22 protein-coding genes and 1 pseudogene are annotated in these 25,798 nt (G+C 67.0%); 15 read left to right on the top strand and 8 right to left on the bottom strand.

What is annotated here, in order from left to right; genetic code table 11:
* Positions 1–14 precede the first annotated feature (14 nt).
* The 5 genes from JHW45_RS00170 to JHW45_RS00150 all read right to left on the bottom strand — a co-directional run bounded on the left by JHW45_RS00170 (position 15) and on the right by JHW45_RS00150 (position 4,538).
* Positions 15–779 carry an amino acid ABC transporter ATP-binding protein gene (locus JHW45_RS00170; protein WP_272858968.1) on the bottom strand — a complete coding sequence of 255 codons (765 nt, stop codon included), beginning with the start codon at positions 777–779 and terminating at the stop codon, positions 15–17.
* Positions 776–1,447, bottom strand: coding sequence for an amino acid ABC transporter permease (locus JHW45_RS00165; RefSeq protein ID WP_272858967.1), 672 nt, complete (start codon positions 1,445–1,447; stop codon positions 776–778). The genes JHW45_RS00170 and JHW45_RS00165 overlap by 4 nt, the downstream gene beginning before the upstream one ends.
* A gap of 73 nt (positions 1,448–1,520) precedes the next feature.
* Positions 1,521–2,279 carry a transporter substrate-binding domain-containing protein gene (locus tag JHW45_RS00160; RefSeq protein WP_272858966.1) on the bottom strand — a complete coding sequence of 253 codons (759 nt, stop codon included), beginning with the start codon at positions 2,277–2,279 and terminating at the stop codon, positions 1,521–1,523.
* A gap of 175 nt (positions 2,280–2,454) precedes the next feature.
* Entirely contained in the window at positions 2,455–3,165 is a 711-nt protein-coding gene (locus tag JHW45_RS00155; protein WP_272858965.1) for a GntR family transcriptional regulator, read from the bottom strand.
* A complete protein-coding gene (locus JHW45_RS00150) occupies positions 3,162–4,538 on the bottom strand; it encodes a formimidoylglutamate deiminase (protein WP_272858964.1) in 1,377 nt (458 codons plus the stop codon). The genes JHW45_RS00155 and JHW45_RS00150 overlap by 4 nt, the downstream gene beginning before the upstream one ends.
* A gap of 114 nt (positions 4,539–4,652) precedes the next feature.
* Here JHW45_RS00150 and hutI point away from each other — a divergent pair, with 114 nt between their 5' ends.
* From hutI to JHW45_RS00110, 8 genes are read left to right on the top strand one after another with little or no spacing between them, the layout of a single operon-like run.
* Positions 4,653–5,855: an imidazolonepropionase gene (hutI, locus tag JHW45_RS00145; RefSeq protein ID WP_419181819.1), complete on the top strand. Its 1,203-nt coding sequence runs from the start codon at positions 4,653–4,655 to the stop codon at positions 5,853–5,855.
* The gene (gene hutH / locus JHW45_RS00140; RefSeq protein WP_272858962.1) at positions 5,848–7,389 is read left to right on the top strand and encodes a histidine ammonia-lyase; all 1,542 of its coding nucleotides are present in this window, start codon (positions 5,848–5,850) and stop codon (positions 7,387–7,389) included. The genes hutI and hutH overlap by 8 nt, the downstream gene beginning before the upstream one ends.
* Positions 7,386–8,177: an N-formylglutamate deformylase gene (hutG, locus tag JHW45_RS00135; RefSeq protein WP_272858961.1), complete on the top strand. Its 792-nt coding sequence runs from the start codon at positions 7,386–7,388 to the stop codon at positions 8,175–8,177. Before hutH ends, hutG begins: the two co-directional genes overlap by 4 nt.
* A gap of 4 nt (positions 8,178–8,181) precedes the next feature.
* Positions 8,182–9,858, top strand: coding sequence for a urocanate hydratase (hutU, locus tag JHW45_RS00130; RefSeq protein ID WP_272858960.1), 1,677 nt, complete (start codon positions 8,182–8,184; stop codon positions 9,856–9,858).
* A gap of 50 nt (positions 9,859–9,908) precedes the next feature.
* Positions 9,909–10,727, top strand: a complete 819-nt coding sequence (locus JHW45_RS00125) for a transporter substrate-binding domain-containing protein (protein WP_272858959.1) — start codon at positions 9,909–9,911, stop codon at positions 10,725–10,727.
* A gap of 58 nt (positions 10,728–10,785) precedes the next feature.
* Positions 10,786–11,433 (top strand): amino acid ABC transporter permease, encoded by a 648-nt coding sequence (locus tag JHW45_RS00120; RefSeq protein WP_272858958.1) that lies wholly within the window; start codon positions 10,786–10,788, stop codon positions 11,431–11,433.
* On the top strand, positions 11,433–12,095 hold the full coding sequence (locus JHW45_RS00115) for an amino acid ABC transporter permease (protein WP_272858957.1): 663 nt from the start codon (positions 11,433–11,435) through the stop codon (positions 12,093–12,095). Before JHW45_RS00120 ends, JHW45_RS00115 begins: the two co-directional genes overlap by 1 nt.
* Position 12,096: 1 nt before the next feature.
* Entirely contained in the window at positions 12,097–12,870 is a 774-nt protein-coding gene (locus JHW45_RS00110) for an amino acid ABC transporter ATP-binding protein (protein ID WP_272858956.1), read from the top strand.
* Here the strand turns inward: JHW45_RS00110 and JHW45_RS00105 are convergent.
* Positions 12,867–13,763 (bottom strand): 2-dehydro-3-deoxygalactonokinase, encoded by an 897-nt coding sequence (locus tag JHW45_RS00105; protein WP_272858955.1) that lies wholly within the window; start codon positions 13,761–13,763, stop codon positions 12,867–12,869. The two genes, JHW45_RS00110 and JHW45_RS00105, sit on opposite strands and share 4 nt — an antisense overlap.
* 124 nt (positions 13,764–13,887) lie before the next feature.
* Here JHW45_RS00105 and JHW45_RS00100 point away from each other — a divergent pair, with 124 nt between their 5' ends.
* From JHW45_RS00100 to JHW45_RS00070, 7 genes and pseudogenes are all read left to right on the top strand, one after another.
* Positions 13,888–14,937, top strand: a complete 1,050-nt coding sequence (locus JHW45_RS00100) for an ABC transporter ATP-binding protein (RefSeq protein ID WP_272858954.1) — start codon at positions 13,888–13,890, stop codon at positions 14,935–14,937.
* Between the two features lie 2 nt (positions 14,938–14,939).
* Positions 14,940–15,827: an ABC transporter permease gene (locus tag JHW45_RS00095; protein ID WP_272860654.1), complete on the top strand. Its 888-nt coding sequence runs from the start codon at positions 14,940–14,942 to the stop codon at positions 15,825–15,827.
* Positions 15,820–16,704, top strand: coding sequence for an ABC transporter permease (locus tag JHW45_RS00090; RefSeq protein WP_272858953.1), 885 nt, complete (start codon positions 15,820–15,822; stop codon positions 16,702–16,704). The genes JHW45_RS00095 and JHW45_RS00090 overlap by 8 nt, the downstream gene beginning before the upstream one ends.
* Positions 16,647–17,656, top strand: a pseudogene (locus JHW45_RS00085) (extracellular solute-binding protein). The gene JHW45_RS00090 and the pseudogene JHW45_RS00085 overlap by 58 nt, the downstream one beginning before the upstream one ends.
* 73 nt (positions 17,657–17,729) lie before the next feature.
* On the top strand, positions 17,730–18,569 hold the full coding sequence (ku, locus tag JHW45_RS00080; RefSeq protein ID WP_272858952.1) for a non-homologous end joining protein Ku: 840 nt from the start codon (positions 17,730–17,732) through the stop codon (positions 18,567–18,569).
* A gap of 3 nt (positions 18,570–18,572) precedes the next feature.
* Positions 18,573–20,999 carry a DNA ligase D gene (gene ligD / locus JHW45_RS00075; RefSeq protein ID WP_272858951.1) on the top strand — a complete coding sequence of 809 codons (2,427 nt, stop codon included), beginning with the start codon at positions 18,573–18,575 and terminating at the stop codon, positions 20,997–20,999.
* 65 nt (positions 21,000–21,064) lie between these two features.
* A complete protein-coding gene (locus tag JHW45_RS00070; protein ID WP_272858950.1) occupies positions 21,065–22,474 on the top strand; it encodes a pyridoxal phosphate-dependent decarboxylase family protein in 1,410 nt (469 codons plus the stop codon).
* A 17-nt stretch (positions 22,475–22,491) separates the two neighbouring features.
* Here JHW45_RS00070 and JHW45_RS00065 read toward each other — a convergent pair whose 3' ends face one another.
* Both JHW45_RS00065 and JHW45_RS00060 read right to left on the bottom strand, forming a co-directional pair.
* Entirely contained in the window at positions 22,492–23,832 is a 1,341-nt protein-coding gene (locus JHW45_RS00065; protein ID WP_272858949.1) for an HlyD family type I secretion periplasmic adaptor subunit, read from the bottom strand.
* Positions 23,825–25,792: a type I secretion system permease/ATPase gene (locus JHW45_RS00060; protein ID WP_272858948.1), complete on the bottom strand. Its 1,968-nt coding sequence runs from the start codon at positions 25,790–25,792 to the stop codon at positions 23,825–23,827. The genes JHW45_RS00065 and JHW45_RS00060 overlap by 8 nt, the downstream gene beginning before the upstream one ends.
* Positions 25,793–25,798 lie beyond the last annotated feature (6 nt).

Here is a 25,798-nt window from a genome sequence, read left to right as displayed (position 1 = left end):
GCGGAACCGCGCGGTCAGCGGGTCAGCACCCGTGCCAGAAAGCTTTGCGTGCGTTCGTTCCGGGGGTTGTCGAAGACCTGTTCGGGCGTCCCCTGTTCGGTGATCTCGCCCTTGTGGATATAGATCACGCGGTCGGCGACCTCGCGCGCGAAGGTCATCTCGTGGGTGACGATCATCATCGTCATGCCGTCGCGCGCCAGTTCGCGCATCGCGTCCAGAACCTCGCCGATCATCTCGGGGTCCAGCGCGCTGGTCGGTTCGTCGAACAGCATCAGCCGCGGCTCCATCGCCAGGGCGCGGGCCAGTGCGACGCGCTGCTGCTGGCCGCCCGACAGCTGCGCGGGATGCTTGCGCGCCTGATCCGCGATGCCGACCCGTTCCAGCAGGCGTTCGGCGGTGCGTTCGGCCTCGGCCCGGCTGGCATTGCGCACCCGCATCGGCGCCAGCGTGACATTGTCCAGCACGCTGAGATGGGGAAACAGGTTGAACTGCTGAAAGACCATGCCGACCTCGGTGCGGATCTTCTGCAGCGCGCCGCCGGCCTTGCCGTCGGGCTTCAGCAGGTTGCCGTCCACCTCGATCTGGCCCTTCTGGAACTGTTCCAGCCCGTTCACGCACCGGATCAGCGTCGATTTGCCCGACCCGCTGGCCCCGATGATCACCACCACCTCGCCCGGCGCGACCTGAAGGTCGATGTCCTTCAGCACGTGCAGGCTGCCGAAATGCTTGTTCAGACCCTCGATGCTGACGATGGGCCGCGCGTCGTCCGTTCCGCTCATTGTCCCACCAATCCCTTGCGTTCCAGAAGCCGCAGACCGGCCGACAATGACAGCGTGATCGCCAGATACAGCATCGCGACCATCAGATAGACCTCAAGCGCGGTGAAGGTCGTGGCGATATAGATCTGGCCCTGACGCACCAGTTCGCCGACGCCGATCACGGCGAACAGCGATGTGTCCTTGATGCTGATGATGCCCTGGTTGCCCAGCGCCGGGATCATCCGGCGGAACGCCTGCGGCCAGATCACGAAGCGGAACGTGTCCAGCCGGCTGAGGCCCAGCGACAGCCCGGCCTCGCGCTGGCCGCGTTCGATGGATTGCACCCCGCCGCGCACGATTTCCGAGATATAGGCCCCGGAATTGACCGCGATCGCGGCAATGCCCGCCGTCACCGCGTCGATCGGCCCGCCCAGAAGCTGCGGCAGGCCATAGAAGATGAACAGCACCTGCACCAGGACCGGCGTGCCGCGAAACACCTCGATATAGATGATCGCAAGCCAGCGCAGCCATGCCATCGGGCTGATGCGCAGCAGACCGAAGACGATCCCGATGATGAACCCGATGGCCAGACCCGCGCCCGAGATCAGCAGCGTATAGGGGATGCCTTTCAGCAGGTAGGGGATCGAGTTGAACGCCGCCTGCCAGTCGAATTGAAATGTGCCGTTCAAATATCCGCTCCGTGACAGGATCAGCGCAGGGCGGGCGCCGACCGTGCCCGGACGGCGCCCATCGCCTCAGCGATCATTCGCTGCCTGTGCCGAACCACTTGGAATGGATCTCGTCATAGGTGCCGTCTTCGCGCATCTCGGCCAGCGCCTGGTTCGAGGGTTCCAGCAGATCGCTGCCCTTGACGAAGGCGATGCCGTATTGCTGACCCTCATACAGCGGGCCGACGACCTTCACCCGGCCCTCGCCGCGCGTCTTGGCGAAATAGGCGACGTTCGGCGCGTCATAGAACACCGCGTCCACGCTGCCGCCCATCAGCGCCATATACATGTCGCTGGAGCCCGGATAGGGCGTGATGTCGGCGCTGTCGCCCAGATTCTCGGTCAGGAAATCGAAGCTGGTCGATCCGATCTTGGTGCCGATCTTCAGGCCGGCCAGATCCTCGACCGTCTCGACCTCGTCATTGTCGGCCGAGACCAGGATCTTCAGGCCGCTGTCGTAATACGGGTCCGAGAAATCGACGATCTTGGCGCGCTCGTCGGTGATGGTGATGCCGGCGATGGCGATGTCCACGTTGCCGGTCTGCACGGCCGGGATGATGCCGTTGAAATCCATCGTGTTCAGGTCGTATTCGAACCCGGCGCGTTCCGCGACCTCGCTGATGATGTCCATGTCGAAGCCGACCATCTCGCCGCTGTCCTGGTCCAGCATCTCGAACGGGACGAAGCTGGGATCGGTCGCGACCTTGGCGGTCTGGGCCGACGCCATGCCGGCCGCCATCAGGCCAAGACCAAGGCAACCTGCCAGCGCGAAAGACGTGAATTTGCGTGTCATGTTCTTCCCTTCTCCATGTTGGATGCGGCGGAATTGCCTCCGCCCGCGATTGGCCGACAGCATGTGCCCGGTCCGCGACAGCGTCAACCGTGTTCGACAAGCGCCTGTTCCGGCGGGCAATTCCCCCGTATTCAGGCGGCGTCGGACCGCGCGCCGCCGGTCTGCGCCCGCCCGCCTAGCCGTCCGACTGCATCACGTGGCCTTGCGGAAAGGCGGCGCGCAGGATGGTGATCGGGCCGGCGTCGTTCCACGTCGTGCGGTCGAGGATCAGGATCGCCTGTCCGACCGGAACCTGCAACATCCGGGCCTCGCGCGGGTCGGCGTTGCGGGCGGAAATGGCGATGTCGGCGCGTTTATAGGGGGCGTTGCGGACCAGCCATTCATTGGCGTTCACCTGGCGAAAGTCGATCCGGTCCATGCCGGGCAGCGCATCGCGGTTGATCCAGCGGTCGTCATACTGGAACGGTTCTCCGTCGCCGTAATGCACCGCCCGCAGATGCAGCAAGCGCGTGTCCGGGGCGACCCCGCTGCGCTGCGCGATGTCGGCGGGCAGCACCCCCATCCGCTGCGCGAAGACGCGATAGCCATAGCTCATCCCGGCGCGTTCGACCTGCTCGCGCACGATGGGAATGGTGAAGATCGCCTTGCGTGCCGGGTCGATGGCCACGCGCGTTCCGGCGCGGCGGCGGCGGTCCAGCAGCCCCTCGCCCGCCAGCATCTGCAGGGCCTTGTTCACCGTGGCCCGCGCCGCCCCGAACCTGACGGCCAGATCGGCCTCGTCCGGGATGCGGTCGCCCTGCCGCCATTCGCGGTCCAGGATGCGGCGCCGCACCTCGTCCGCGATCCGGTGCGCCTTGGGGCTTGTCGGGCCGGGGGCGCGGGTCACATCCGGTCCCCAAGCCGGGCGATGCAGGCCAGATAATCCGCCACGATCCGGTCGCGGTCCCTGTGGCGTCCCTGCCGGACGACATGGCGTCCGGCGGACCAGACATCGCGGATCAGCCCGTCGCCGCCGCCAAAAATCAGGCTGTCCAGCATCCGGTCGCCGTCGCGCCCGGCCATGACCGGATTGTTCAGCGACACGGCGCACAGATCGGCCCGGCATCCGGCGCGGATGGCGCCGGTATCGCGTCCGGCCGCCGCCGCACCGCCCTGCAACCCCGCGTCGTAAAGCACCCGTCCCGTGGATCGGTCGGGCGTGGCCAGAATCGCGCGGGCGGTGTCGCGCAGCCGCTGGCTGTATTCCAGCGTGCGCAATTCCTCGGTCAGCGAGATGCGGATATTGCTGTCCGACCCGAACCCCAGACGCCCGCCGGCCGCGCGCCAGACCGTGGCGTTGAAGATGCCGTCGCCCAGGCTGGATTCGGTGATCGGGCACAGCCCGGCCACCGCGCCCGTCGCCGCCAGACGGCGGGTTTCCGTGTCGGTCATGTGGGTCAGGTGGATCAGGGTCCAGCGCCGGTCGGGGGCGAAATTCTCCAGCACCCATTCCACCGGGCGCGCGCCGTGGGCGGCCTGCACCTCCTCGATCTCGGGGATCTGTTCGGCCAGATGCATGTGCAGCGGGCGATCCGGGCGCAATTCGGCGCACATCCGCAGCCCGTCGGCCGACACCGCGCGCAGCGAATGGGGCGCGACCCCGATTCCGGCGTCGGACGGCAGGTCGCGCAGCGCGGCCTCGGCCCGATCCAGCAGTCGTGCAAACCCGTCGGGGTCGGTGCCGAACCGGACCTGACCGGGCGCCAGGGGGCGGCCGTCGCAGCCGCCGAACTGATAATGCACCGGCAGCAGCGTCAACCCGATGCCGGTGCGCGCGGCGGCGGCGGCGATGCGTGCCGACATCTCGGCCGGATCGTCATAGGCTTTGCCGCCGGGCGCGTGATGCAGGTAATGGAATTCGACATTGGTGGCGTATCCGGCCTCCAGCATCTCCATCTGGACCAGCGCGGCGATGGCCTCGACATCGTCGGGCGTCAGATGGTCCAGAAAGCGGAACATGATCTGCCGCCAGGTCCAGAACGTGTCGCGCGGATGCGGGCCGCGCGCCTCGGACAGGCCGGCCATGGCGCGCTGGAAGGCGTGCGAATGCAGGTTCGCCATCGCCGGCAGCAGCAATTCGACGCGCTGCCCGTCCGGTCCGGCATCGGGCGCGGCATCGCGACGGACGGCGGCGATCCGGCCATCCGCGCCCAGATCGACACGGACGTCTTGCGCCCATCCCTCGGGCAGCAGCGCCCGGTCTGCGAACAGCACGGTCATCTCGATCCCTCTTTCCCTGCGCCGAAGAACACGATCGTCAAATAGGTTTAGACATGGAAGCCCGATAAGTTTAAACATAGAATCAGGATCAGGGCAACCGAAAGCGCCGCGCAGATGCAGCTTCTCAGCAATGTCAGGATGGCACGAAACGACTCGGAATCAGGGACTTATGCCTTTTCCGAACCGGGTGCGCTGGCGCTTCGCGACGGCCGAATCGCGTGGATCGGTCGCGACGGCGATGTGCCGTCGGACCTTGCCGGGGCGCCGCGCCGCGATCTGGGCGGGCGGGTCGTCACGCCGGGGCTGATCGACTGCCACACCCATATCGTGTTCGGCGGCGACCGCGCGCGCGAGTTCGAGATGCGACTTGAAGGCGCGGGATACGAGGAAATCGCCCGCGCCGGCGGCGGCATCCTGTCCACTGTGCGCGACACCCGCGCCGCGTCCGAGAACGATCTGCTGTCCGCCGCCTTGCGCCGCGTCGATACGCTGCTGGCAGAGGGCGTGACGACGCTGGAAATCAAGTCCGGTTATGGTCTGGATATCGACACCGAGCTGAAGATGCTGCGCGTCGCGCGCCGGATAGCGGGCGAACGCGCCGTCACCGTGCGCACGACATGGCTGGCCGCCCACGCGCTGCCGCCCGAATATCGCGACGACCGCGAAGCCTATCTGCGCGACATCGTCATGGCCGGCATGGATCTCGCCCATGAACAGGGGCTGATCGACGCGGTGGACGGGTTCTGCGAAGGGATCGCCTTTTCGCCGGATGAGATGGCGCGGGTATTCGACCACGCCGCCGGTCTGGGCCTGCCGGTCAAGCTGCATGCGGAACAGCTGTCCGATCTGGGCGGCGCGGCGATGGCGGCGCGGCACGGCGCGATCTCGGCCGATCATCTGGAATATCTGGGCGCGGACGGCATTGCCGCAATGGCCCGGTCCGGCACGGTGGCTGTGCTGCTGCCCGGCGCGTTCTATACGCTGCGCGAGACGAAACAGCCGCCGGTGCAGGGGTTGCGCGATGCGGGCGTGCCCATGGCGCTGGCGACCGACTGCAATCCCGGCACCTCGCCGCTGACCTCGTTGCTGCTGGCCATGAACATGGGCGCGACCCTGTTTCGCATGACGCCCGCGGAATGTCTGGCGGGCGTGACCGTCCACGCGGCGCGGGCGCTTGGCCTGACCGACCGCGGCCGGATCGAGGTCGGCCAGCGCGCCGATCTGGCGGTCTGGGACATCGCGCATCTGGCCGAACTGTCCTATCGCATCGGCTTCAACCCGCTGCATGCCCGCATCGTCGGAGGCGAGTTTGTCTGAACTGGTCCTGATCCCCGGCGAAACCACGCTGGCCCAGCTGGAACGTATCTGGCGCGAAGGGGTGGCCGTGCGGCTGGCCGACAGCGCGCGGGCGGGCATTGCCGCATCGGCCGCGCGCATCGCCCGTGCGGCGGACGGCACGGAACCCGTCTATGGCGTCAATACCGGCTTCGGCAAGCTGGCCTCGGTCAGGATCGCGGCCAGCGACACCGCGACGCTGCAACGCAACCTGATCCTGTCGCATTGCTGCGGCGTGGGCGAGACGGTCGAGCCGCAGACGGTGCGGCTGATCATGGCGCTGAAGCTGCTGTCACTGGGGCGCGGCGCATCCGGCGTGCGCCCGCAGGTGATTGCCCTGCTGGAGGAGATGCTGGCCCGGAACGTGCTGCCGGTGATCCCGGCGCAGGGATCGGTCGGCGCGTCGGGCGATCTGGCGCCGCTGGCGCATGTGGCCGCCGCGATGCTGGGCGAGGGGCAGGCCGACTGGCAGGGCGACCGGATGCCGGCCGACCGGGCGCTGCGGGCGGCGGGCCTGTCGCCGGTGGTGCTGGCCGCGAAAGAGGGGCTGGCCCTGATCAACGGTACGCAGGTGTCGACCGCCTTTGCGCTGGCCGGGCTGTTCGACGCCTTTGCCTCGGCCCGCGCGGCGCTGATCGCCTCGGCGCTGTCCACGGACGCGATCATGGGCTCGACCGCGCCGTTTCTGGACGAGATCCACCAGCTGCGCGGCCATCGCGGCCAGATCGTCGCGGCGCGCGCGATCCGCGGGCTGATGGATGGCAGCGCGATCCGCGAAAGCCACCGGACCGGCGACAACCGTGTGCAGGACCCGTATTGCATCCGCTGCCAGCCGCAGGTGACGGGCGCGTGCATCGACCTTTTGTGGCAGGCCGGCCGCAGCCTGCAGATCGAGGCGAACGCCGCCACCGACAACCCGCTGGTGCTGACCGAAACCGACCAGATCGTGTCGGGCGGCAATTTCCATGCCGAACCCGTGGCCTTCGCCGCCGACCAGATCGCCCTGGCCATCGCCGAGATCGGCGCGATTTCGCAGCGCCGTATCGCGCTGATGGTCGATCCGACGCTGTCCCACGACCTGCCGCCGTTTCTGACGCCCGATCCGGGGCTGAACAGCGGGCTGATGATCGCCGAGGTCACCAGCGCCGCCCTGATGAGCGAGAACAAGCATCTGGCCAATCCGTGCAGCACCGATTCCACCCCGACCAGCGCCAATCAGGAGGATCATGTCAGCATGGCCGCCCACGGCGCGCGGCGGCTGATGCGGATGAACGCCAACCTGTCGCAGATCGTGGGGATCGAGGCGATCTGCGCGGCGGCGGGGGTCGAGTTTCGTGCGCCCCTGACCACCTCGGCCCCGCTGCGCGCGGTCATCGCCCGGCTGCGGCAGGATGTGGCCGCGCTGGATCAGGACCGGTATCTGGCGCCCGATCTCGTGCAGGTCGCGCGGCTGGTCCGCGACGGCGATCTGGTCGCCGCCGTGCCGTCCGACCTGCTGGCCGAGGTGCGGCCATGAACCCGGTCGAGACCGTCGAGGGTGACGACCCGGTGATCCTGGGCCTGCCGCATACCGGCACCGATCTGCCGGCCGGCATCATGGCGCGGCTGAACGCGCGCGGGCAGGTGCTGGCCGACACCGACTGGCATGTCCACCGGCTTTACGACGGGCTTCTGGCGGACGTAACGACGGTGCGGGCGACCTTTCACCGCTATGTCATCGACGCCAATCGCGCACCGGGCGACGAAAGCCTGTATCCGGGCCGGAACACCACCGGGCTGGTGCCGCTGACCGATTTCGACGGCCAGCCGATCTGGTCCGAGCCGCCCAGCCAAGACGACATCGCCGACCGCGTGGCCCGGTTCCACGCGCCCTATCACGCTGCCCTGTCGGCGCAGATCGACCGGGTGCGGGCGCGGCACGGGGTGGCGATCCTGTATGACAGCCACTCGATCCGCAGCCAGATCCCGTTCCTGTTCGACGGCGTCCTGCCGGATTTCAACATCGGCACGAATGACGGCGCGACCTGCGATCCGCGCCTTGAGGACGCCGTGGCGCGGATCGTGCAGGCGACCGGCCGGACATGGGTGCTGAACGGCCGCTTCAAGGGCGGCTGGACGACGCGCCACTATGGCCGGCCCGATCGGGGCGTCCACGCCATCCAGATGGAGCTGGCGCAGTCCACGCATCTTGCGACCCAATCGCCGCCCTTCGCCTATGATGCCGGCAAGGCAGCACCGCTGCGCGACACGCTGCGCGATATCCTGACCCGGCTTGCGGCGCTGGCCGCCGATGTGAAGGCATGACACGATGACAGATCCCCGACACAATATCCGCGACGTCTTTCCCGCGACCGGCACCGAACTGACCGCGAAAAGCTGGCTGACCGAGGCGCCGCTGCGGATGCTGATGAACAACCTGCACCCGGATGTGGCCGAAAACCCGCACGAGCTGGTCGTCTATGGCGGCATCGGGCGGGCGGCGCGGACATGGCGCGATTTCGACCTGATCGTCGACTCCCTGCGCGCGCTGGACGACGATCAGACCCTGCTGGTGCAGTCGGGCAAGCCCGTGGGCGTGTTCCGCACCCACAAGGACGCGCCGCGCGTGCTGATCGCGAACTCAAATCTGGTGCCGCACTGGGCCAACTGGGACCATTTCAACGAACTGGATCGCAAGGGGCTGGCCATGTATGGCCAGATGACCGCCGGATCGTGGATCTATATCGGCAGCCAGGGCATCGTGCAGGGCACCTATGAAACCTTTGTCGAGGCCGGGCGGCAGCATTTCGACGGCAATCTGACCGGCCGCTGGATCCTGACCGCGGGTCTGGGCGGCATGGGCGGGGCGCAACCCTTGGCCGCGGTCATGGCCGGGGCCTGCTGTCTGGCGGTGGAATGCGACGAGACGCGGGCCGATTTCCGGCTGCGCACCCGGTACGTCGATGAAAAGACGCATGATCTGGATGCGGCGCTGGCGATGATCGCGCGCTGGACCAAGGCGGGCGAGGCGAAATCCGTGGCGCTGATCGGCAACGCGGCCGACATCTATCCCGAGCTGGTCCGGCGCATGAAGGATGGCGGCGTCCGCCCCGATATCGTCACCGACCAGACCAGCGCGCATGACCCGATCCACGGCTATCTGCCGCAGGGCTGGACCGTGGCGGAATGGCGCGCGAAACAGGACAGCGACCCCAAGGCGGTCGAGGCCGCCGCGCGCGCCAGCATGAAGGTGCATGTCGCCGCGATGGTCGATTTCTGGAACGCCGGCGTGCCGACGCTGGATTACGGCAACAATATCCGCCAGGTCGCGAAGGAAGAGGGGCTGGAAAACGCCTTCGCCTTTCCGGGCTTCGTGCCCGCCTATATCCGGCCGCTGTTCTGCCGCGGCATCGGCCCGTTCCGGTGGGCCGCGCTGTCGGGCGACCCCGAAGATATCTATCGCACCGACGCGAAGGTGAAGGAGCTGATCGACGATCCGCATCTGCACAACTGGCTGGACATGGCGCGCGAACGGATCAGCTTTCAGGGCCTGCCCGCGCGCATCTGTTGGGTCGGGCTGGGCGTGCGGCACAGGCTGGGACTGGCCTTCAACCAGATGGTGCGCAACGGCGAACTGAAGGCCCCGGTCGTCATCGGCCGCGATCACCTGGATTCGGGCAGCGTCGCCAGCCCCAATCGCGAGACCGAGGCGATGCGCGACGGCAGCGACGCGGTCAGCGACTGGCCGCTGCTGAACGCGCTGCTGAACTGCGCCTCGGGCGCCACCTGGGTCAGCCTGCATCACGGCGGCGGCGTCGGCATGGGCTTTTCGCAACATTCCGGCATGGTCATCTGCTGCGACGGCAGCGAGGATGCCGACCGCCGGATCGCGCGCGTGCTGTGGAACGACCCCGCGACCGGCGTCATGCGCCACGCAGATGCCGGATACCAGATTGCGCTGGACTGCGCGCGGGAATACCAGCTTGACCTGCCGGGAATCCTTTGACCCGGCCCCACAAGACCACCAACAAGAAACCGACCAACAAGGAGAAGACCATGACATTCAGGACCGCGCTGAGATCGGCCATCTTCGGGCTTGCCGCGATGGGGCTGGCCGTGCCCGCGACCGCCGATCAGCTGGACGACATCAAGGCAGACGGCAAGATCGTCACCGCCACCGACATGCATTACGCGCCCTTCGACATGCTGAACAACGGCACCTATGAGGGCATGACCAAGGATCTGTTCGACGAGGTGGCCAAGGAACTGGGCGTTGAACCGGTCTATCAGGACATTCCCTGGACGGCCGAATTGCCGGGGCTCGAGGTCGGCAAGTTCGACATCGTGATCGCGCCCGTGACCATCACGCCCGAACGGCTGGAGCGTTACACCTTCACCCCGCCGATTGCCGATGCCACCGTCTCGCTGGTCAAGGCGGCCGGCAATGACGAGTTGCAAAAGCCTCAGGATATCGCCGGCAAGACCGTCGGCGTCCAGCAGGGCACGGCGCAGTTCCGCCAGCTTCAGTCCTATGGCGAGGAGCTGGGCGGCGTGACCGTCAAGGAATACGGCACCACCGACGAAGCCTATGCCGATCTGGCGGCGGGGCGTCTGGATGCGGTCGCAGGCTCGTTGCCGAACCTGACCTATCTGGTGAAGAACCGCCCCGAAACCTTCGCCCTGTTCGAGCCGGCGCAGTTCGGCCAGCCGACCTTCTTTGCCTGGGTCCTGCGCAAGGAAGAGGCCAGCGAAAGCCTGGCCCGCGCCATCGAGGACGCCATCGCCACCATGACCGAGGATGGCCGCATCAGGGCGATCCAGGAAAAATGGCTGGGCGGGTATACCGAACTGCCGCTGACCGCGACCAGCGACTGATCCGGGACCGCCGGGCGGGACCGCGGTTCCGCCCGGCCTTGTGCCACGCAGGGCGGCGATGTTCTCGATCCCGACATTCCTTGACAGCTTCGGCCCGCTGCTCTGGGCCGCGCGCTATACGCTGCTGGTCTCGGGGCTGGGCATTGCCCTGGGACTGGTCATCGGGGCGCTGATCTGCGCGGCCGCGCTGTCGCGACGCCCGGCATGGCGGCGTCTGGCCGCGCTGTGGGTCAGCTTTCTGCGCGGCGTGCCGTTGCTGGTCCAGCTTCTGCTGATGTTCTATCTGCTGCCGGTGATCGGGATCAACGTGCCCGCCATCGCCGCCGCCGTCATCACCGTGGGCATCTGCGCCAGCGCCTATATCGCCGAGATCTGGCGCGGCGCCATCGGCGCCCTGCCGCCCGGACAGGCCGAGGCCGCAGCCGCCATCGGCATGGCGCCGCGCGACATCTGGACGCGGATCGTGCTGCCGCAGGCGGTGGTCATGTCGCTGCCGGCGCTGGTCAACGAGCTGATCCTGCTGGTCAAGGCATCTTCGCTGGTGTCGGTCGTCGGCATCCTCGAGGTCACGCGCGCCAGCCAGGCGCAGGCGGCCACGACCTTTCGCCCGCTAGAGGTCTATCTGGCCGCCGCCTGCATCTATCTGCTGATCAATCTGTGTCTTGCCGGCGTCGGGCGGTATCTTGAACACCGGATGGCCGTCTGATGGATGCGGGGCTTTTGCAGCAATACGGCCCGATGCTGCTGCGCGGCTTCGGCATCACCGTGTTCTGCTGGCTGGCCGGCACGGTACTGGGCATGGCGCTTGGCCTGCTGGTCGCGCTGATCCAGCGTTACGGCCCGCGCCCGCTGCGCTGGCTGTTGCAGGTCTATATCGAGGTGATCCGCGGCACGCCGTTTCTGGTGCAGCTGTTCGTGCTATATTACGGCGGCCCGCTGATCGGGCTGCGGCTGGATGCGCTGCCCGCCGGGCTTCTGGGTCTGACCGTGTATGGCAGCCCCTATTTCGCGGAAATCTTCCGCTCGGGCTTCAACGCCGTGCCCGCAGGCCAGATCGAGGCCGCGCGCGCCATCGGCATGACCGAGACCGTCATCGTCCGGCGCATCCTGTTGCCGCTCGGGCTGGTCTCGGCGCTGCCGGCGCTGGTCAATTTCTCGATCATTCTGACCAAGGAAACGGTGATCCTGTCGATCATCACGGTTCCCGAACTGATGTATCAGGTCCAGCGCATGTCGACCGAGACGTTCCGGTATCTTGAGGCGAACCTGGTGCTGGCGCTGTTCTTCTGGGGGCTGGTCGAGACGATCTCGCGCGCGGGGCGGCGGCTTGAGACGCGCATCACCAGACATCTGATCGAAAGGGGCTGAGATGGGCCGGACAGCCGCGGTCGAGATCCGCAGGGTCGACAAGTTCTATGGCGAGTTTCAGGCGCTGAAACAGATCGACCTGACCATCCCGCCGGGCAAGGTGACATGCCTGATCGGCCCGTCGGGATCGGGCAAGTCCACGCTGCTGCGCTGCATCAATTTCCTCGAGGAATACGATGCGGGCGAGATTCGAATCGACGGCGAATTGATCGGCTATGACGCGCCGGGCAGGAAGATGCCGGCGCGCCGGCTGCGCCAGATGCGGCGGTCCATCGGCATGGTGTTCCAGCAGTTCAACCTGTGGCCGCACATGACCGCGCAGGAAAACGTGGCCGAGGGGCTGATCCGGGTGCGCGGCCTGCGCAAGGCCGATGCCGCCGCCCGCGCCGCCGAGGCGCTGCGCAAGGTCGGGCTGGCCGACAAGATGTCCAGCCATCCCGCCCGGCTGTCGGGCGGCCAGCAACAGCGTGTCGCCATCGCCCGCGCCATCGCGATGGAACCGCGGCTGATGCTGTTCGACGAACCGACCAGCGCGCTGGACCCGGAACTGGTGGGCGAGGTGCTGAACGTGATGAAGACGCTGGCGGCCGAGGGGATGACGATGGCGGTCGTCACGCACGAGATGGGCTTTGCCGCTCATGTCGCCGATCAGGTGGGGTTCATGGAGGCGGGCGAGCTGGTCGCGGTGGATTCGCCCGATGTCGTCCTGCGCGCACCCTCGGACCCGCGCATCCTGGCGTTCCTGCGCACCTATCACGAACGCAACGCGTTCTAGATCGCTGCGGCCGCGTCGGCGATGGCGCGAAAGGCGCGACCAAGACCGGCCAAGGTCGCTGCGGTGCCGTCGCCCTCGGTGCAGGTCACGCCTTGCTGCGCCAGCGCGCGGGCATAGGGCGCGGTCCGCGCGGGCGCGCCGATCACGCAGACCTCTTGCCCCAGCCAATAGGGGCGCGCGCCGGCCAGTTCCCACCCGATCAGCGTGCCCGACAGCGTGGCACCAGCAGTCTCGGGTTGAAGCCCGCCCAGTTGCGCGCGGGCGTGCAGCTGGAACAGGCGGCCATAGGCGCGGTGCGGCTGGCTGAGCGCGTCGCTGACCGCCGCGTCGAAGGCGTCGATGTCGCCCGGCGTGCCCACCGCATGGCGCAGAACCGATTGCCGCGACAGCAGATCGAACATCTCGCCGGTCAGGAAGGTCTGAAACGACACCACCTCGCTGGCCGAGATGCGCGCCCACCGGGTCTGCGCCCCCGGCAGGCACAGCGTGCCGTCGAATTGCGGGCGCGCGGCCAGCAGCCCCGCGATACGGGTTTCGTCGCCCTGCATCAGGTCGGGCGGATCGGCCTGCGTCAGCCCGCCGACGATCCAGACCCGCCGCCCCGGCACCTGAACCGGGCGCGGATCGACGGTGGCCGGGACGCTGGCGCAGGCGATGCGCGCCAAGCCGTCGGCCGCGCCGACCGTGCCGCAGGCGACCACCGGCGCATCGGCCCATCCCTCTGTCATCCGCGTCAGCACCGCCGCGAAATCATCCCCCGCCAGCCCGTCGGTTCCGTCGTCCGACGCCCGGCTGTCCACCACCTGATCGCCCCGCATCGCCCACAGGCGCAGCGTGCCCGCGTCCCAGTCGGCGGCGATCCAGTCGGCGGCGGTGCAGTCTGGCGTGGTCAAATCCGGTCTCCTTCGCGCTGGCTCAACTGGCCATGACGGGCTGTCAGCGTCAAGGGACGGAGGCCGACGCCGGGTCTTGTCAAGCGTGCCGGCCCGACGCAATCTTTGCGCGCGGAGGACATACATGACAGACGCCACCCCGGTTTTCATCGACGCGGCCAGCAAGCGGTTCGGCCGCGGACCGGGCGCGGTCGATGCGTTGCAGGATGTCAGCCTGACCATCGAGGGCGGATCGTTCTTCACCCTGCTTGGCCCCTCGGGCTGCGGCAAGACCACGTTGCTGCGGCTGCTGGCGGGGTTCGAGACGCCCACGCACGGGCGCATTCTTCTGGGCGATCAGGACGTGACCGCGCTGCCGCCGAACCGGCGTCCGATCAACACGGTGTTTCAGTCCTATGCGCTGTTTCCGCATCTGACCGTGGCGCGGAACGTGGGGTTTGGCCTGAAGATGCAGGGCATCGCGCGCGCGCAGCTTGACGCGCGGGTGGACCGGATGCTGGCGCTGGTGCGGATGCAGGATTTCGCGGATCGCCCGGTGGCGCAGCTGTCGGGCGGTCAGCAGCAGCGCGTGGCGCTGGCGCGCGCGCTGGCGCCCGAACCGCGCGTCCTGCTGCTGGACGAGCCGCTGTCGGCGCTGGATCTGAAGCTGCGCAAGGAGATGCAGATCGAACTGAAGCGGTTGCAGCGCGAAACCGGCATCACCTTCGTCTTCGTCACCCACGATCAGGAAGAGGCGCTGACCATGTCCGACCGGATCGCCGTCATGTCGGCGGGCCGCGTCCAGCAGATCGGCACCCCGCGCGAGATCTATGCCCATCCCGCCAATCGCTTTGTCGCGGGCTTCATCGGGGAAAGCAATTTCCTGCCGGTCACCATCGCCGACGGCGCCGCGCGGATCGGCGATCATGCCGTGACGCTGTCCGCGCCGGCCGGTCCGGGCAAGGCGACGCTGGCGATCCGGCCCGAGGATATCCTGGTCGATCCCGCCGCCACGCTGTCGGCCGAAATCACCGACACCGTCTATCTGGGCAACGCGGTCCAGATCATGGCGCGGCTGGACGACGGCACCCGGATCGCGCTGCGCCAGCCGGCCGGCGCCGATCTGCCGGCCAACGGCCAGCGGATCGGACTGCGCCTGCCGCCCGCCGCCATCCGGATCCTGGAGCCGGAATGAGCATGGGACCGGCACAGGCCAACCGCGCCTCGTGGACGCTGGCCGCGCCGGCGCTGATGCTGCTGCTGATCGGGTCGATCGGGCCGCTGCTGATCGTGCTGGTCTATTCCTTCCTGACGCCCGGCGATTATTCCGGCGTGCAGCGCCCGTTCACGACGCGGGCCTGGGAACAGGTGTTTCTGACCCGCGACATCTTCGACGACACGCTGAGTTGGGCGGACGCGCATCTGACGATCTTCTGGCGGTCGGTGAAGCTGTCGGTGCTGACGACGGTCATCACGTTCCTGCTTGGCCTGCCGACTGCCTGGTTCATCGCCACCCGGCCGCGCGAACGCCGTGCGCTGTGGCTGTTTCTGATCACCATTCCCTTCTGGACCAACCTGCTGATCCGCACCATCGCCATCAACGAGATCATCCGCAGCGAGGGGTTGCTGAATCAGGTGCTGGGCTGGGTCGGCGCCGGCCCGCTGAACCTGCTTTATACCGACACGGCGGTGCTGATCGGCATGGCCTATGTCTATCTGCCGATGATGGTGCTGCCGATGTATGCGGCCATCGACCGGTTCGACACTCGCCTGCTTGAGGCTGCCTATGACCTGTTCGCCAATCGCTGGCAGGCGCTGGCCCATGTCGTGCTGCCGGTGATCCGGCCGGGCATCCTGGCGGGGTCGATCCTGGTGTTCGTGCCGTCCTTGGGCGCCTATGTCACGCCGCGCGTGCTGGGCGGGGGCAAGAACATGATGATCGGCAATTTCATCGAATTGCAGTTCGGGCAGGGCCAGAACTGGCCGCTTGGCGCCGCGCTGGCGGTTCTGCTGCTGGTCGCGGTGGGGCTGGCGCTGGCGATCTATGTCCGGGTGCTGGGCGGGACGGGGCGCGACGATGGCTGAGCGGCGCTTCGATCCGACCCGGCTGCCGGGGTTTGCGACGGTCGCGGTGGCGGTGTTCGTGATGCTGTATCTGCCCATCGCGACGCTGGTCGCCTACAGCTTCAATGGCGGGGAATCGGTGGCCGTCTGGGGCGGATTCTCGCTGGACTGGTACGGGCGGGCCTGGGCCAACGAGACGGTCAAGGCCGCCGCGCTGCGGTCGGTGGTGATCGCCGCCTGCGCCTCGACGCTGGCCACGGTGCTGGCGACGCTGGCGGCGGTCGGCGTGGTCCGCAACCGGCGCATGAAGGGCCGGGCGGTGGTCTATATGGCGATCAACCAGCCGCTGATGGTCCCCGAGATCGTGACGGCGGTGGCGCTGCTGATCTTTTTCGCCAGTGTGCGGCAGGCGACCGGATATCAGGGGCTGGGCTATCTGATCGCGGCCCATGCGGCGTTCTGCGTGCCGTTCGCCTATTTGCCGATCTCGGCCCGGCTGGAGGGGATGGACGCCACGCTTGAGGCTGCGGCCGCCGATCTTTACGCCACGCCGCGACAGGCGTTCCGGCACGTCACCCTGCCCTTGCTGACGCCCGGCATCATCGCCGGCGCGATGCTGGCCTTTGTCATCAGCCTCGATGACGTGGTGATCACCGAATTCGTCAAATCCGCGGGCCAGGACACGCTGCCGACCTATATGCTGGCGCAGATGCGGCGCGGCGTCTCGCCCGAGGTGAACGCGATCTCGACCATGCTTTTGCTGGTCACGGTCGCGCTGCTGACCGCGTTCTTCATCATCAACCGACAGACCAACAGGGGAAAACAACGAAAACGACCGCAATCCTTGCCATCGGCATCTCGGCCCTGGCGCTGCCCGCGCTGGCCGAGGGGCAGCTGAATCTTTACAATTTCGGCGACTATACCAGCCCCGATCTGATCCGGAAATTCGAGGAGCAGACCGGCATCGAGGTGACGATCACCGATTACGACAGCAACGACACCCCGCTGGCCAAGGTCAGCGCCGGCGGGCACGGATTCGATCTGGTGGTGCCGTCGGCAAATTATGTGCCGATCTTCGTGCAGAAAAACCTGCTGGCCGAGCTGGATCACGACCGGCTGACCAATTTCGGCAATGTCGATCCGAAATGGCTTGACGTGCCGTGGGATCCGGGCCGCACCCATTCGCTGCCCTGGCTGTGGGGGACGGTGGGCATGGGCGTGAACACCGACACCTATGACGGCGATCCCAACACCTCGGCCATCTTCCTCGACCCGCCCGAGGAGCTGGTCGGCAAGGTCAATGTCGCGCCCGAGATGTCGGATATCCTGCATCTGACGGTGATGTATCTGGGCGGAGAGCCCTGCACCGAGGACAAGGAGATGCTGAAGAAGGTCCGCGACAAGCTGGTCGAGGCCAAGCCGAAATGGATGTCGATGGATTACGGCATGTCCGACAAGATGGGGTCGGGCGACGTGAAGGCGTCCGAATACTGGTCGGGCGCGATCATGCGGGCGCGGTTGCAGAACCCGGCGGTGGTGTTCGGCTATCCCAAGGAAGGCTATCCGCTGTTCATGGACAGCATCGCGCTGCTGGCAGATGCGAAGAATGTCGATGAGGCCTATCAGTTCCTGGATTCATCATGGTGCCCGAAAACGCCGCGATGAATTCGGATTACACGAAATATCCCAACGGCATCGCCGGCAGCGAGGAATTCTTCAGCGACGAGATGAAATCCGCCCCCGAGATGGTCGTCCCCGAGGAACATCTGGCCAATGGCAAGTGGATGCCGCTGTGTTCGCCGACCGCGCGCGACTATATGACCGCGATCTGGACCGAATTGCAGAAATAGGCAGCGCGGCCCGGCCGCGCGCGGCGCAACCAATCCCCCGAACCCGGCGTTGGTCGGTTTTGGAGGAGATGTCATGGCATCGCGCGCGGTCTGGAAGGGGCAGCTTCGCCTGTCCCTGGTTGCCATCCCGGTCGAACTGCATTCGGCCACCAGAAGCGGGGCGCGAATCTCGTTCCGGCAGATCCATCAGCCATCGGGCAAACCCGTGCGCTATGAAAAGACCGTGCCCGGCGTCGGGCCGGTCAAAAGCGACGACATCCTGAAAGGATACGAGACCGGCGACGGCGAATATCTGCTGCTGGAACCCGACGAGATTGAGGCGATCCGGCTGGAGACGAAAAGGACGCTGGAACTGGTGCAGTTCGTCGATCAGGCCGAAATCGCGCCGCTGTATTTCAACAAGCCCTATTATGTCGTTCCCACTGATGAGTTGGCCGAGGACGCCTATCGCGTCGTCCGCGATGCCTTGCGGGCGGAAAAGAAGGCGGGGCTGGGCCAGTTGACCATGCGCGGGCGCGAATATCTGTGCGCCATCCGCCCCTGCGGCGACGGGCTGCTGCTGGAAACCCTGCGTTATCACGACGAGATCCGCGAGGCCGAGCCGATGTTCGCGGGAATCGAGGATGCCAAGGCCGACAAGGAACTGCTGGAGGTCGCGACCCAGTTGATCCAGCGCAAGACCGCGCCGTTCGATGCCTCGTCGTTTGAGGATCACTATGACGCCGCCCTGCGCGACCTGATCGAGAAGAAGCGCAAGAACCGCAAGACGCCGCGCGCCAGCGTGGGCGATGACGCCGAACGCCCCTCGGGCGAGAATGTTGTCGATCTGATGTCGGCGCTGAAAGAAAGCCTGAAGAAGGACGGCGGCGGCAAGAAGGGCGGCGGTTCGCGGCGCAAGACGAAATCGGCCTGAGCCATGTCCCAGCTTGAGACCTATCTGGAGAAACGGGATTTCGACGCCACGCCCGAGCCGTCCGCCGCGGGCGCGCCATCGCGGCTTGGACTGCGCTATTCCATCCAGAACCATCGCGCCACGCGCCTGCACTGGGATCTGCGGCTGGAATGGGATGGCGTGCTGCTGAGCTGGGCGATCACGCGCGGCCCGTCCTTCGACACCGCCGAAAAGCGGCTGGCGGTGCGGACCGAGGATCACCCGCTGTCCTATCTGGGCTTCGAGGGCCAGATTCCGCCGGGCAATTACGGCGCGGGCACGGTCATGCTGTGGGATATCGGCTGGTGGCAGCCGCTGGACCCGGTCGCGCGCGGGCTGAAAAAGGGGCATCTGCATTTCCGCCTGCACGGGCGGCGGATGACCGGCGACTGGAACCTGATCCTGATGAAGGGCCGCAAGCCGGGCGATGCGAAACGCCAGAACTGGCTGCTGATCAAGTCCGATGACGAGGCCGCCGGCCAGCGCGATCCGGTGCGCCGCTACACGCGCAGCGTCGCGACCGGCCGGACCTTTGACCAGATCAAGAAGGACGATGCGCCCGTCAGGCCGCAGCGCGACGGCAGGCTGCCGGGCCATGTCGCCCCGCAACTGGCCACGCTGACCGACGATCTGGCCGATCCCGACAGCCACTGGCACGAACTGAAGCTGGACGGGTATCGCGCGCTGATCGCGTTGGGCAAGGGCGGGCCGGTGGTCTTCACCCGCAGCGGCCTGGATTGGAGCGATCGTTTCGCCGCGCTTCTGCCGTCCTTCGACGATCTGGACTGCGATTCGGCCCTGATCGACGGCGAGATCGTGGCCGGCGCGGGTCTTCAGGGGTTCAGCGCGTTGCAGGACGCGATCAAGGCGGGCGGGCCGTTCGGGTTCGTGGCCTTCGATCTGTTGTCGCTGAACGGCGACGACCTGCGGGACCGCAAGCTGACCGAACGGCGCAAGGCGCTGGAAAAACTGATGAAGCCCGTCCCGCCGATGGGGGCGTTGCAACTGTCCCCGATCGTCGAGGGCGATCCGCAGGATGCATTCGACACGGTCTGTCGGGCGCAGGGCGAAGGGCTGATCGCCAAGCGGCGCGACGCGCGCTATCGCAGCGGGCGCGGCACCGACTGGCTGAAGATCAAGTGTCGCAGGCGGGCCGAGTTCGTCATCGTCGGCTGGCAGGCCAGCAGCGCCGCGGGCCGGCCCTTTGCCTCGCTGGCGCTGGCGGCGCGCGAGGGCGGGGATCTGCGCTATGTCGGCAAGGTCGGCACCGGGTTCGACGAGGGTGCGATGGACGATCTGGCCGCGCGGATGCGGCCCCTGACGCGCAAGACCGCGCCGGTCGAGGCGCCGAAATCCGAGACACGGGGCGTCACGTGGGTCACGCCGCAACTGGTGGCCGAAATCGACTATGCCGAACTGACGGCGCAGGGCCGGCTGCGCCACGCGGTGTTTCTGGACCTGCGCGAGGACAAGCCGGCCGATCAGGTGCGCATCGAAAGAGAGGTTCCGATGAGCGATGGCGAAAGGATCGCAGGGATCGCGGTCAGCAGCACGGACCGGGTGATCTTTCCGCGCCCGCGCCTGACCAAGGGCGATCTGGCCCGCTATTACGACCGCATCGCGCCGGCGATGCTGGACGAGGCCGCCGACCGCCCCCTGTCGCTGCTGCGCCTGCCCGAGGGGATGGAGGGCGAGCGGTTCTTTCAGAAACATCCCGGCAAAGGGTTTCCCGACGCGCTGAAGACGGTCGAGATCACCGAAAAGGACGGCGAGGCCGAACCCTATGCCTATGTCACCGATGCGGCGGGGATCGTGGGCGCGGTGCAGATGGGCACGGTCGAGTTCCATATCTGGGGCGCGCGGCGCGACCGGGTGGAGCGGCCCGACCGGCTGGTCTTCGATCTGGACCCCGACGAGGGGCTGAAATTCGCCGAGGTGAAGTCGGCGGCCACCGATCTGCGCGACCGGCTGGCCGATCTGGGGCTTGCCTGCTGGCCGCTGCTGACGGGGGGCAAGGGGATCCATCTGGTCATCCCGCTGCGCCGCACGATTGGCTGGGACACGGCCAAGCTGTTCTGTCGCGGCGTGGCGACCCTGATGGCGCAGCATCAGCCCAAGCGGTTAACCGCGCAGATGTCGAAAGCGCGCCGCACCGATCGCATCTTCATCGACTGGCTGCGCAACGAACGGGGATCGACGGCCATCGCGCCATTCTCGGTCAGGGCGCGGCCGGGCGCGCCGGTGGCGATGCCGGTCGCATGGGACGAATTGTCGGGCATCCGCAGCGCCTCGGCCTTCGGCACCGATGCGGCGCATGAACGCGGCTGGCAGGGCGTCGTGCGGCCCGAATTGCAGACGATCACCCAGGGCGTCAGCGAGGCGCTGGAACGCGCCTTCGATGAAATATCGTGACCTTCATGTCGCGGCGGCCGCGTCGCTGAGGTAGAAGCGCGGTGACAGATCACGCCGGGGGACCGATGCAGCCGCAGGATTTCGAGGAATGGTCGCGCAAGGCGGCCGAATGGGGCGCGACCTATCGCCGGACGCTGCGCGACAGGCCGGTGCGCGCCCGCACCCGACCCGGAGAGATCTATCGCGCGATCCCCGCCCATCCGCCCGAAACGGGCGACGAGATGCAGGCGATCTTTGCCGATTTCGAACGCATCATCGAACCCGGCATGACGCATTGGCAGCACCCGCGATTCTTCGCCTATTTCCCCGCCAATGCCGCGCCGGTATCGGTGGTGGCCGAATATCTGGTCACGGCGATGGCCGCGCAATGCATGTTGTGGCAGACCTCGCCCGCCGCGACCGAGCTTGAGACGCGGATGATGGAATGGCTGCGCGAGGCGCTTGGCCTGCCGCCGGGCTTTTCCGGCGTCATTCAGGACAGCGCATCCTCGGCCACGCTGGCTGCGGTGCTGGTCATGCGCGAACGAGCGCTGGACTGGCAGGGCAATATCGCCGGTCTGGCAGGGCAGGCGCGGGTGCGGATCTATTGTTCCGATCAGGTCCACAGCTCGATCGACCGGGCCGTCTGGATCAGCGGGATCGGGCAGGACAATCTGGTCAAGCTGCCCGCGCAGGGGCCGACCGGCTCGATCTGCGCCGATGCGCTGGAGGATGCGATCCGCACCGATCTTGAGGCGGGGCACCGGCCCGCCGGGCTGATCGCGTGTATCGGGGCGACCGGGACCGGGGCCAGCGACGATCTGCGCGCGGTGATCGCGGTTGCCCGCCGGCACGGTCTTTACACCCATGTCGATGCGGCCTGGGCCGGGGCGGCGATGATCTGCCCCGAGTTCCGCAAGCTGTGGGACGGGGTCGAACAGGCGGATTCGGTCGTCTTCAATCCGCATAAATGGCTGGGCGCGCAGTTCGATTGTTCGGCCCATCTGCTGCGCGACCCGGATGCGCTGGTTCGCACGCTGGCGATCCAGCCGGAATATCTGAAGACCCACGGCCATGACGGCATCGTCAACTATTCCGAATGGTCGGTGCCGCTGGGGCGGCGGTTCCGGGCGCTGAAACTGTGGTTCCTGCTGCGGTTTCACGGGCTTGAGGGGTTGCGCCGGATGATCCGCAACCATGTGCGCTGGTCGCGCGCGCTGGCGGACCGGCTGGCCGCGACGCCCGGTTTTTGCATCGTGACGCCGCCGGTGCTGTCGCTGTTCAGCTTTCGCGCCGAAGGGGCGGACGATGCGCAGACCATTGCGCTGGTCAACGCGATCAACGACGATGGCCGCATCTATCTGACCCAGACCCGCGTCGAGGGGCGGGTGGCGATCCGTTTTCAGGCCGGGCAGTTCGACTGCACCGAAGAGGATGTCGACACCGCCTATCGGGCGATCACCGAAACGGCGGCGCGGCTGGCCCCGTCGGGCTGACCCTGCACCGCGCCGGCCTATTGTTCGCGGAAGGCGCGCGACATGCTGTCCACGATGGGTTTCGCCAGATATTGCGCGAATGTCCGTTCCTGCGTCTGGATCATCACCTCGGCCGGCATGCCGGGGGTCGGGCTGAACCCCGGAACCCGCTGGATCTGCTGCGGCTCCAGCGAGATGCGGGCCAGATAGACCTCTTGCATCCCGGTCTTGCCCGTCTCGGTGATCGCATCGGCCGAGATGTAATAGACCTGACCTTCAAGCACCGGTGTCGTCCGCTGGTTCAGCGCGGTCAGGCGGACCGCTGCGGCCTGCCCGGTCCGCACGCTGTCGATCTCGGTCCGCGAGATCATCGCCTCGATGATCAGCGGCTCGTCGGCGGGCAGGATTTCCAGGATCGGCTTGCCGGTTTCGACAACGCCGCCCGAGGTGTGATAATGCAGCCGCACGACCGTGCCCGATACCGGGGCGATCACCTCGGACCGGGCCAGCACGTTCTGGGCCTTGCGCGACTGCTCGCGCACGCCCTCAAGCTCGGCCTGAACCATCTGCAATTCGTCCAGCGCCGCCTGACGGTAATCGCTGCGGACCTTGTCGGCCTGCACCTCGTATTTCTGCTGGATCTGGTCGATTTCGGAAATTTCCGCCTCAAGCCGGCCGATCTGGCCTTCGGCCTCGACCAGAACGCGTTCGACGGCCACGACCTCGGGGCGGCGCGTCAGGCGTTTCTCGAACAGCTCCTGCTTGACCGCGTGTTCCTCGCGCAGCAGTTCCAGCTGGCGGCGATGCGATTTCAGCTGCGTCTGATAGCCGACCTTGCGCACGTCCAGCGCGTCGGAATTGCGCACCAGCAGGGTGATGTCCTGCGACAGCGCCCGGCGCGACATGTTGAAGGCCAGGGTCTGGCTGGCCAGGATCGCCTCGACCTCGTTGCTGCTGCGGGCCTGTTCGATGTTGGCCGGGAATGTCAGGTCGGGCAGTTCGTTATATTCGGCCATCAGGCGGGCTTCGGTCGCCTCAAGCCGCAGGCGGCGCAGTTCCAGTTCGCGTTCGTTGGCAAGCGAGGCGGTTTCGTCCATGCGCAGCAGGATGTCGCCCTTTTCGATCAGGTCGCCCTCGGCCACGAGGATCTCCTTGATGATGCCGCCTTCAAGATGCTGGACGATCTTGTTCTGCCCGGTCGCCACAAAGGACCCCTGCGCGATCACCGCCGCCGCCAGCGGCGCGCGGAACGCCCATGCGCCGAAACCGCCGAAGGACAGGATCATCAGCCCGATCCCGAAAATGGCGAATTTGCGGATCGAACGCGGAACCTTGCCATACCATTGATCGTGCCCGCCGACTGTTACCAGTTCACGCATCGGGTTGTCCTTTCTGATCGGGCACCTGACCGCCGCCGGGCGCCTTCTTTCCGGCCAGCTTGCGCAGCACCGGCTCTCGCTCTCCGAACATCGCGACGCCGCCATCGGCCAGCAGCATGATCTTGTCGACGACCGACAGCAGCGACGGTTTCTGCGTCACCACGACGACGGTGATGCGGCTGCGGCGCGCATGCTGGATCGCCCGCGCCAGCGCCCGGTCGCCGGCCGCGTCCAGGTTCGAGTTCGGCTCGTCCAGCACCACCATCCGCGGGTTGCCGAAGAACGCGCGCGCCAGCGCGATCCGCTGTTTCTGCCCGCCCGACAGGGGCGAGCCGTCGGCGGCCACGAAGGTCTCGTATCCCTGCGGCAGCAGAGCGATCATCTCGTGCACATCGGCCAGCACCGCCGCCTCGTGGATCTGGGCGTCGGTCGCATCCTCGCGCATGCGGGCGATGTTCTGCTTGATGGTGCCCGGAAACAGCTGCACGTCCTGCGGCAGATAGCCGATATTCTCGCCGAACTGGCGCGGATCCCAGTTGCGCAGATCCATCAGGTCCAGCCGGACATTGCCCGAGGTGGGCAGGATCGACCCGACCAGCATCTTGCCAAGCGTGGTCTTGCCGGCCCCCGAATTGCCGATCACCGCCAGGCTTTCGCCGGGGTTCAGCGAAAAGCCGATGCTGTTCAGCACGACCTGCTTGGTGCCGCCGGGGATATACAGCAGCCGTTCGACATCCAGCCGGCCTTCGGGGCGGGGCAGGCGCAGCCGTTCGTATTGCAGCTTGGACCCGCGCAGCAGCGCCGCGATCCGGCCATAGGCGGACCGGGTCAGCAGGAACGCGTGCCACCCCTCGATCGAGCCTTCGATGGGCGCCAGCGCCCGGCCCGCGATGATCGAGGCGGCGATGACCATGCCGCCGGTGATCTGGCCCTGCAACGCCAGATAGGCGCCCCAGCCCAGCATGCCCACCTGGGTCAGAAGACGCACGGCGCGCGACACGGCGGCCGACATGATGTTGCGGTCCTGCGCGCGCACCTGTTCGGTCAGCGACCTGGCGGTATCGCGGCCCCAGATCGACACCGCCTCGGGGATCATCGCCAGCGCGTTGATCACCTGGCTGTTGCGCGACATCGAATCCAGATGCAGGTTCGCCCGGCTTTGGGCGATGTTCGCCTGCGCGAACGGCTTTGCCGTCAGCTTCTGGTTGATGATCGCGATGACCAGCAGCAGCAGCGCCGAGACGACGACGATGGCACCCAGATGCGGATGGACCAGATAGATCGCCAGGATGAACAGCGGCGCGAAGGGCACATCCAGAAACGAGATCAGCGTGCCCGAGGTCATGAACCCGCGCACCTGTTGCAGATCGCCAAGCGTCTGGTATTCGCGTCCCGAACTGTGCAGCGAGGCATGAGCCGCCGCGCTGAGGATCGGCGCCCCAAGCTGGGCCGCGACCTCGACCGCCGTGCGCATCAGCATGAAGCGGCGGATCGCGTCGAAGACCGCCTGCAGGACGACCGCGCCGCAGATCACCACCGTCAGCATGATCAGCGTATCGGTCGAGCGGCTGGTAAAGACGCGGTCCGAAATCTGGAACAGATAGATCGGGATGGCGAGGATCAGGATATTCGTCGCCAGCGTCATCAGCATCACGAAGGACAGGTTGGTGCGGACGACCGAAATGCCCTTGCGCAGGCTTTCGTCGAAATTCTCGGGGCCAAGCCGGCGATGGAAATGCGGCCCGTTGCCCTTGCCGCCGCCGCCATTGCCGCCGCCGTCGCCCGGCGGGCGCGGCTTGATCGGCGCCAGATCGCCGTCGATGGTCTTGCCAAGCGGCTGCGACGGGGTCCGGTCGATGGGGCGGCCGGGCTTGATGTCGCGGTCGATGCGCAGTTTCGGATGCGGCGGATCGGCCTCGATCGTCGGATCGCCGCGGGTCTCGGTTCCCAGATCTTTCAACTCGTC

This window comes from Paracoccus stylophorae, from assembly GCF_028553765.1.
GTDB lineage: Bacteria > Pseudomonadota > Alphaproteobacteria > Rhodobacterales > Rhodobacteraceae > Paracoccus > Paracoccus stylophorae.
Note: the sequence above shows the minus strand (reverse complement) of the source record. Positions and strands in the feature narration are given on the sequence as shown.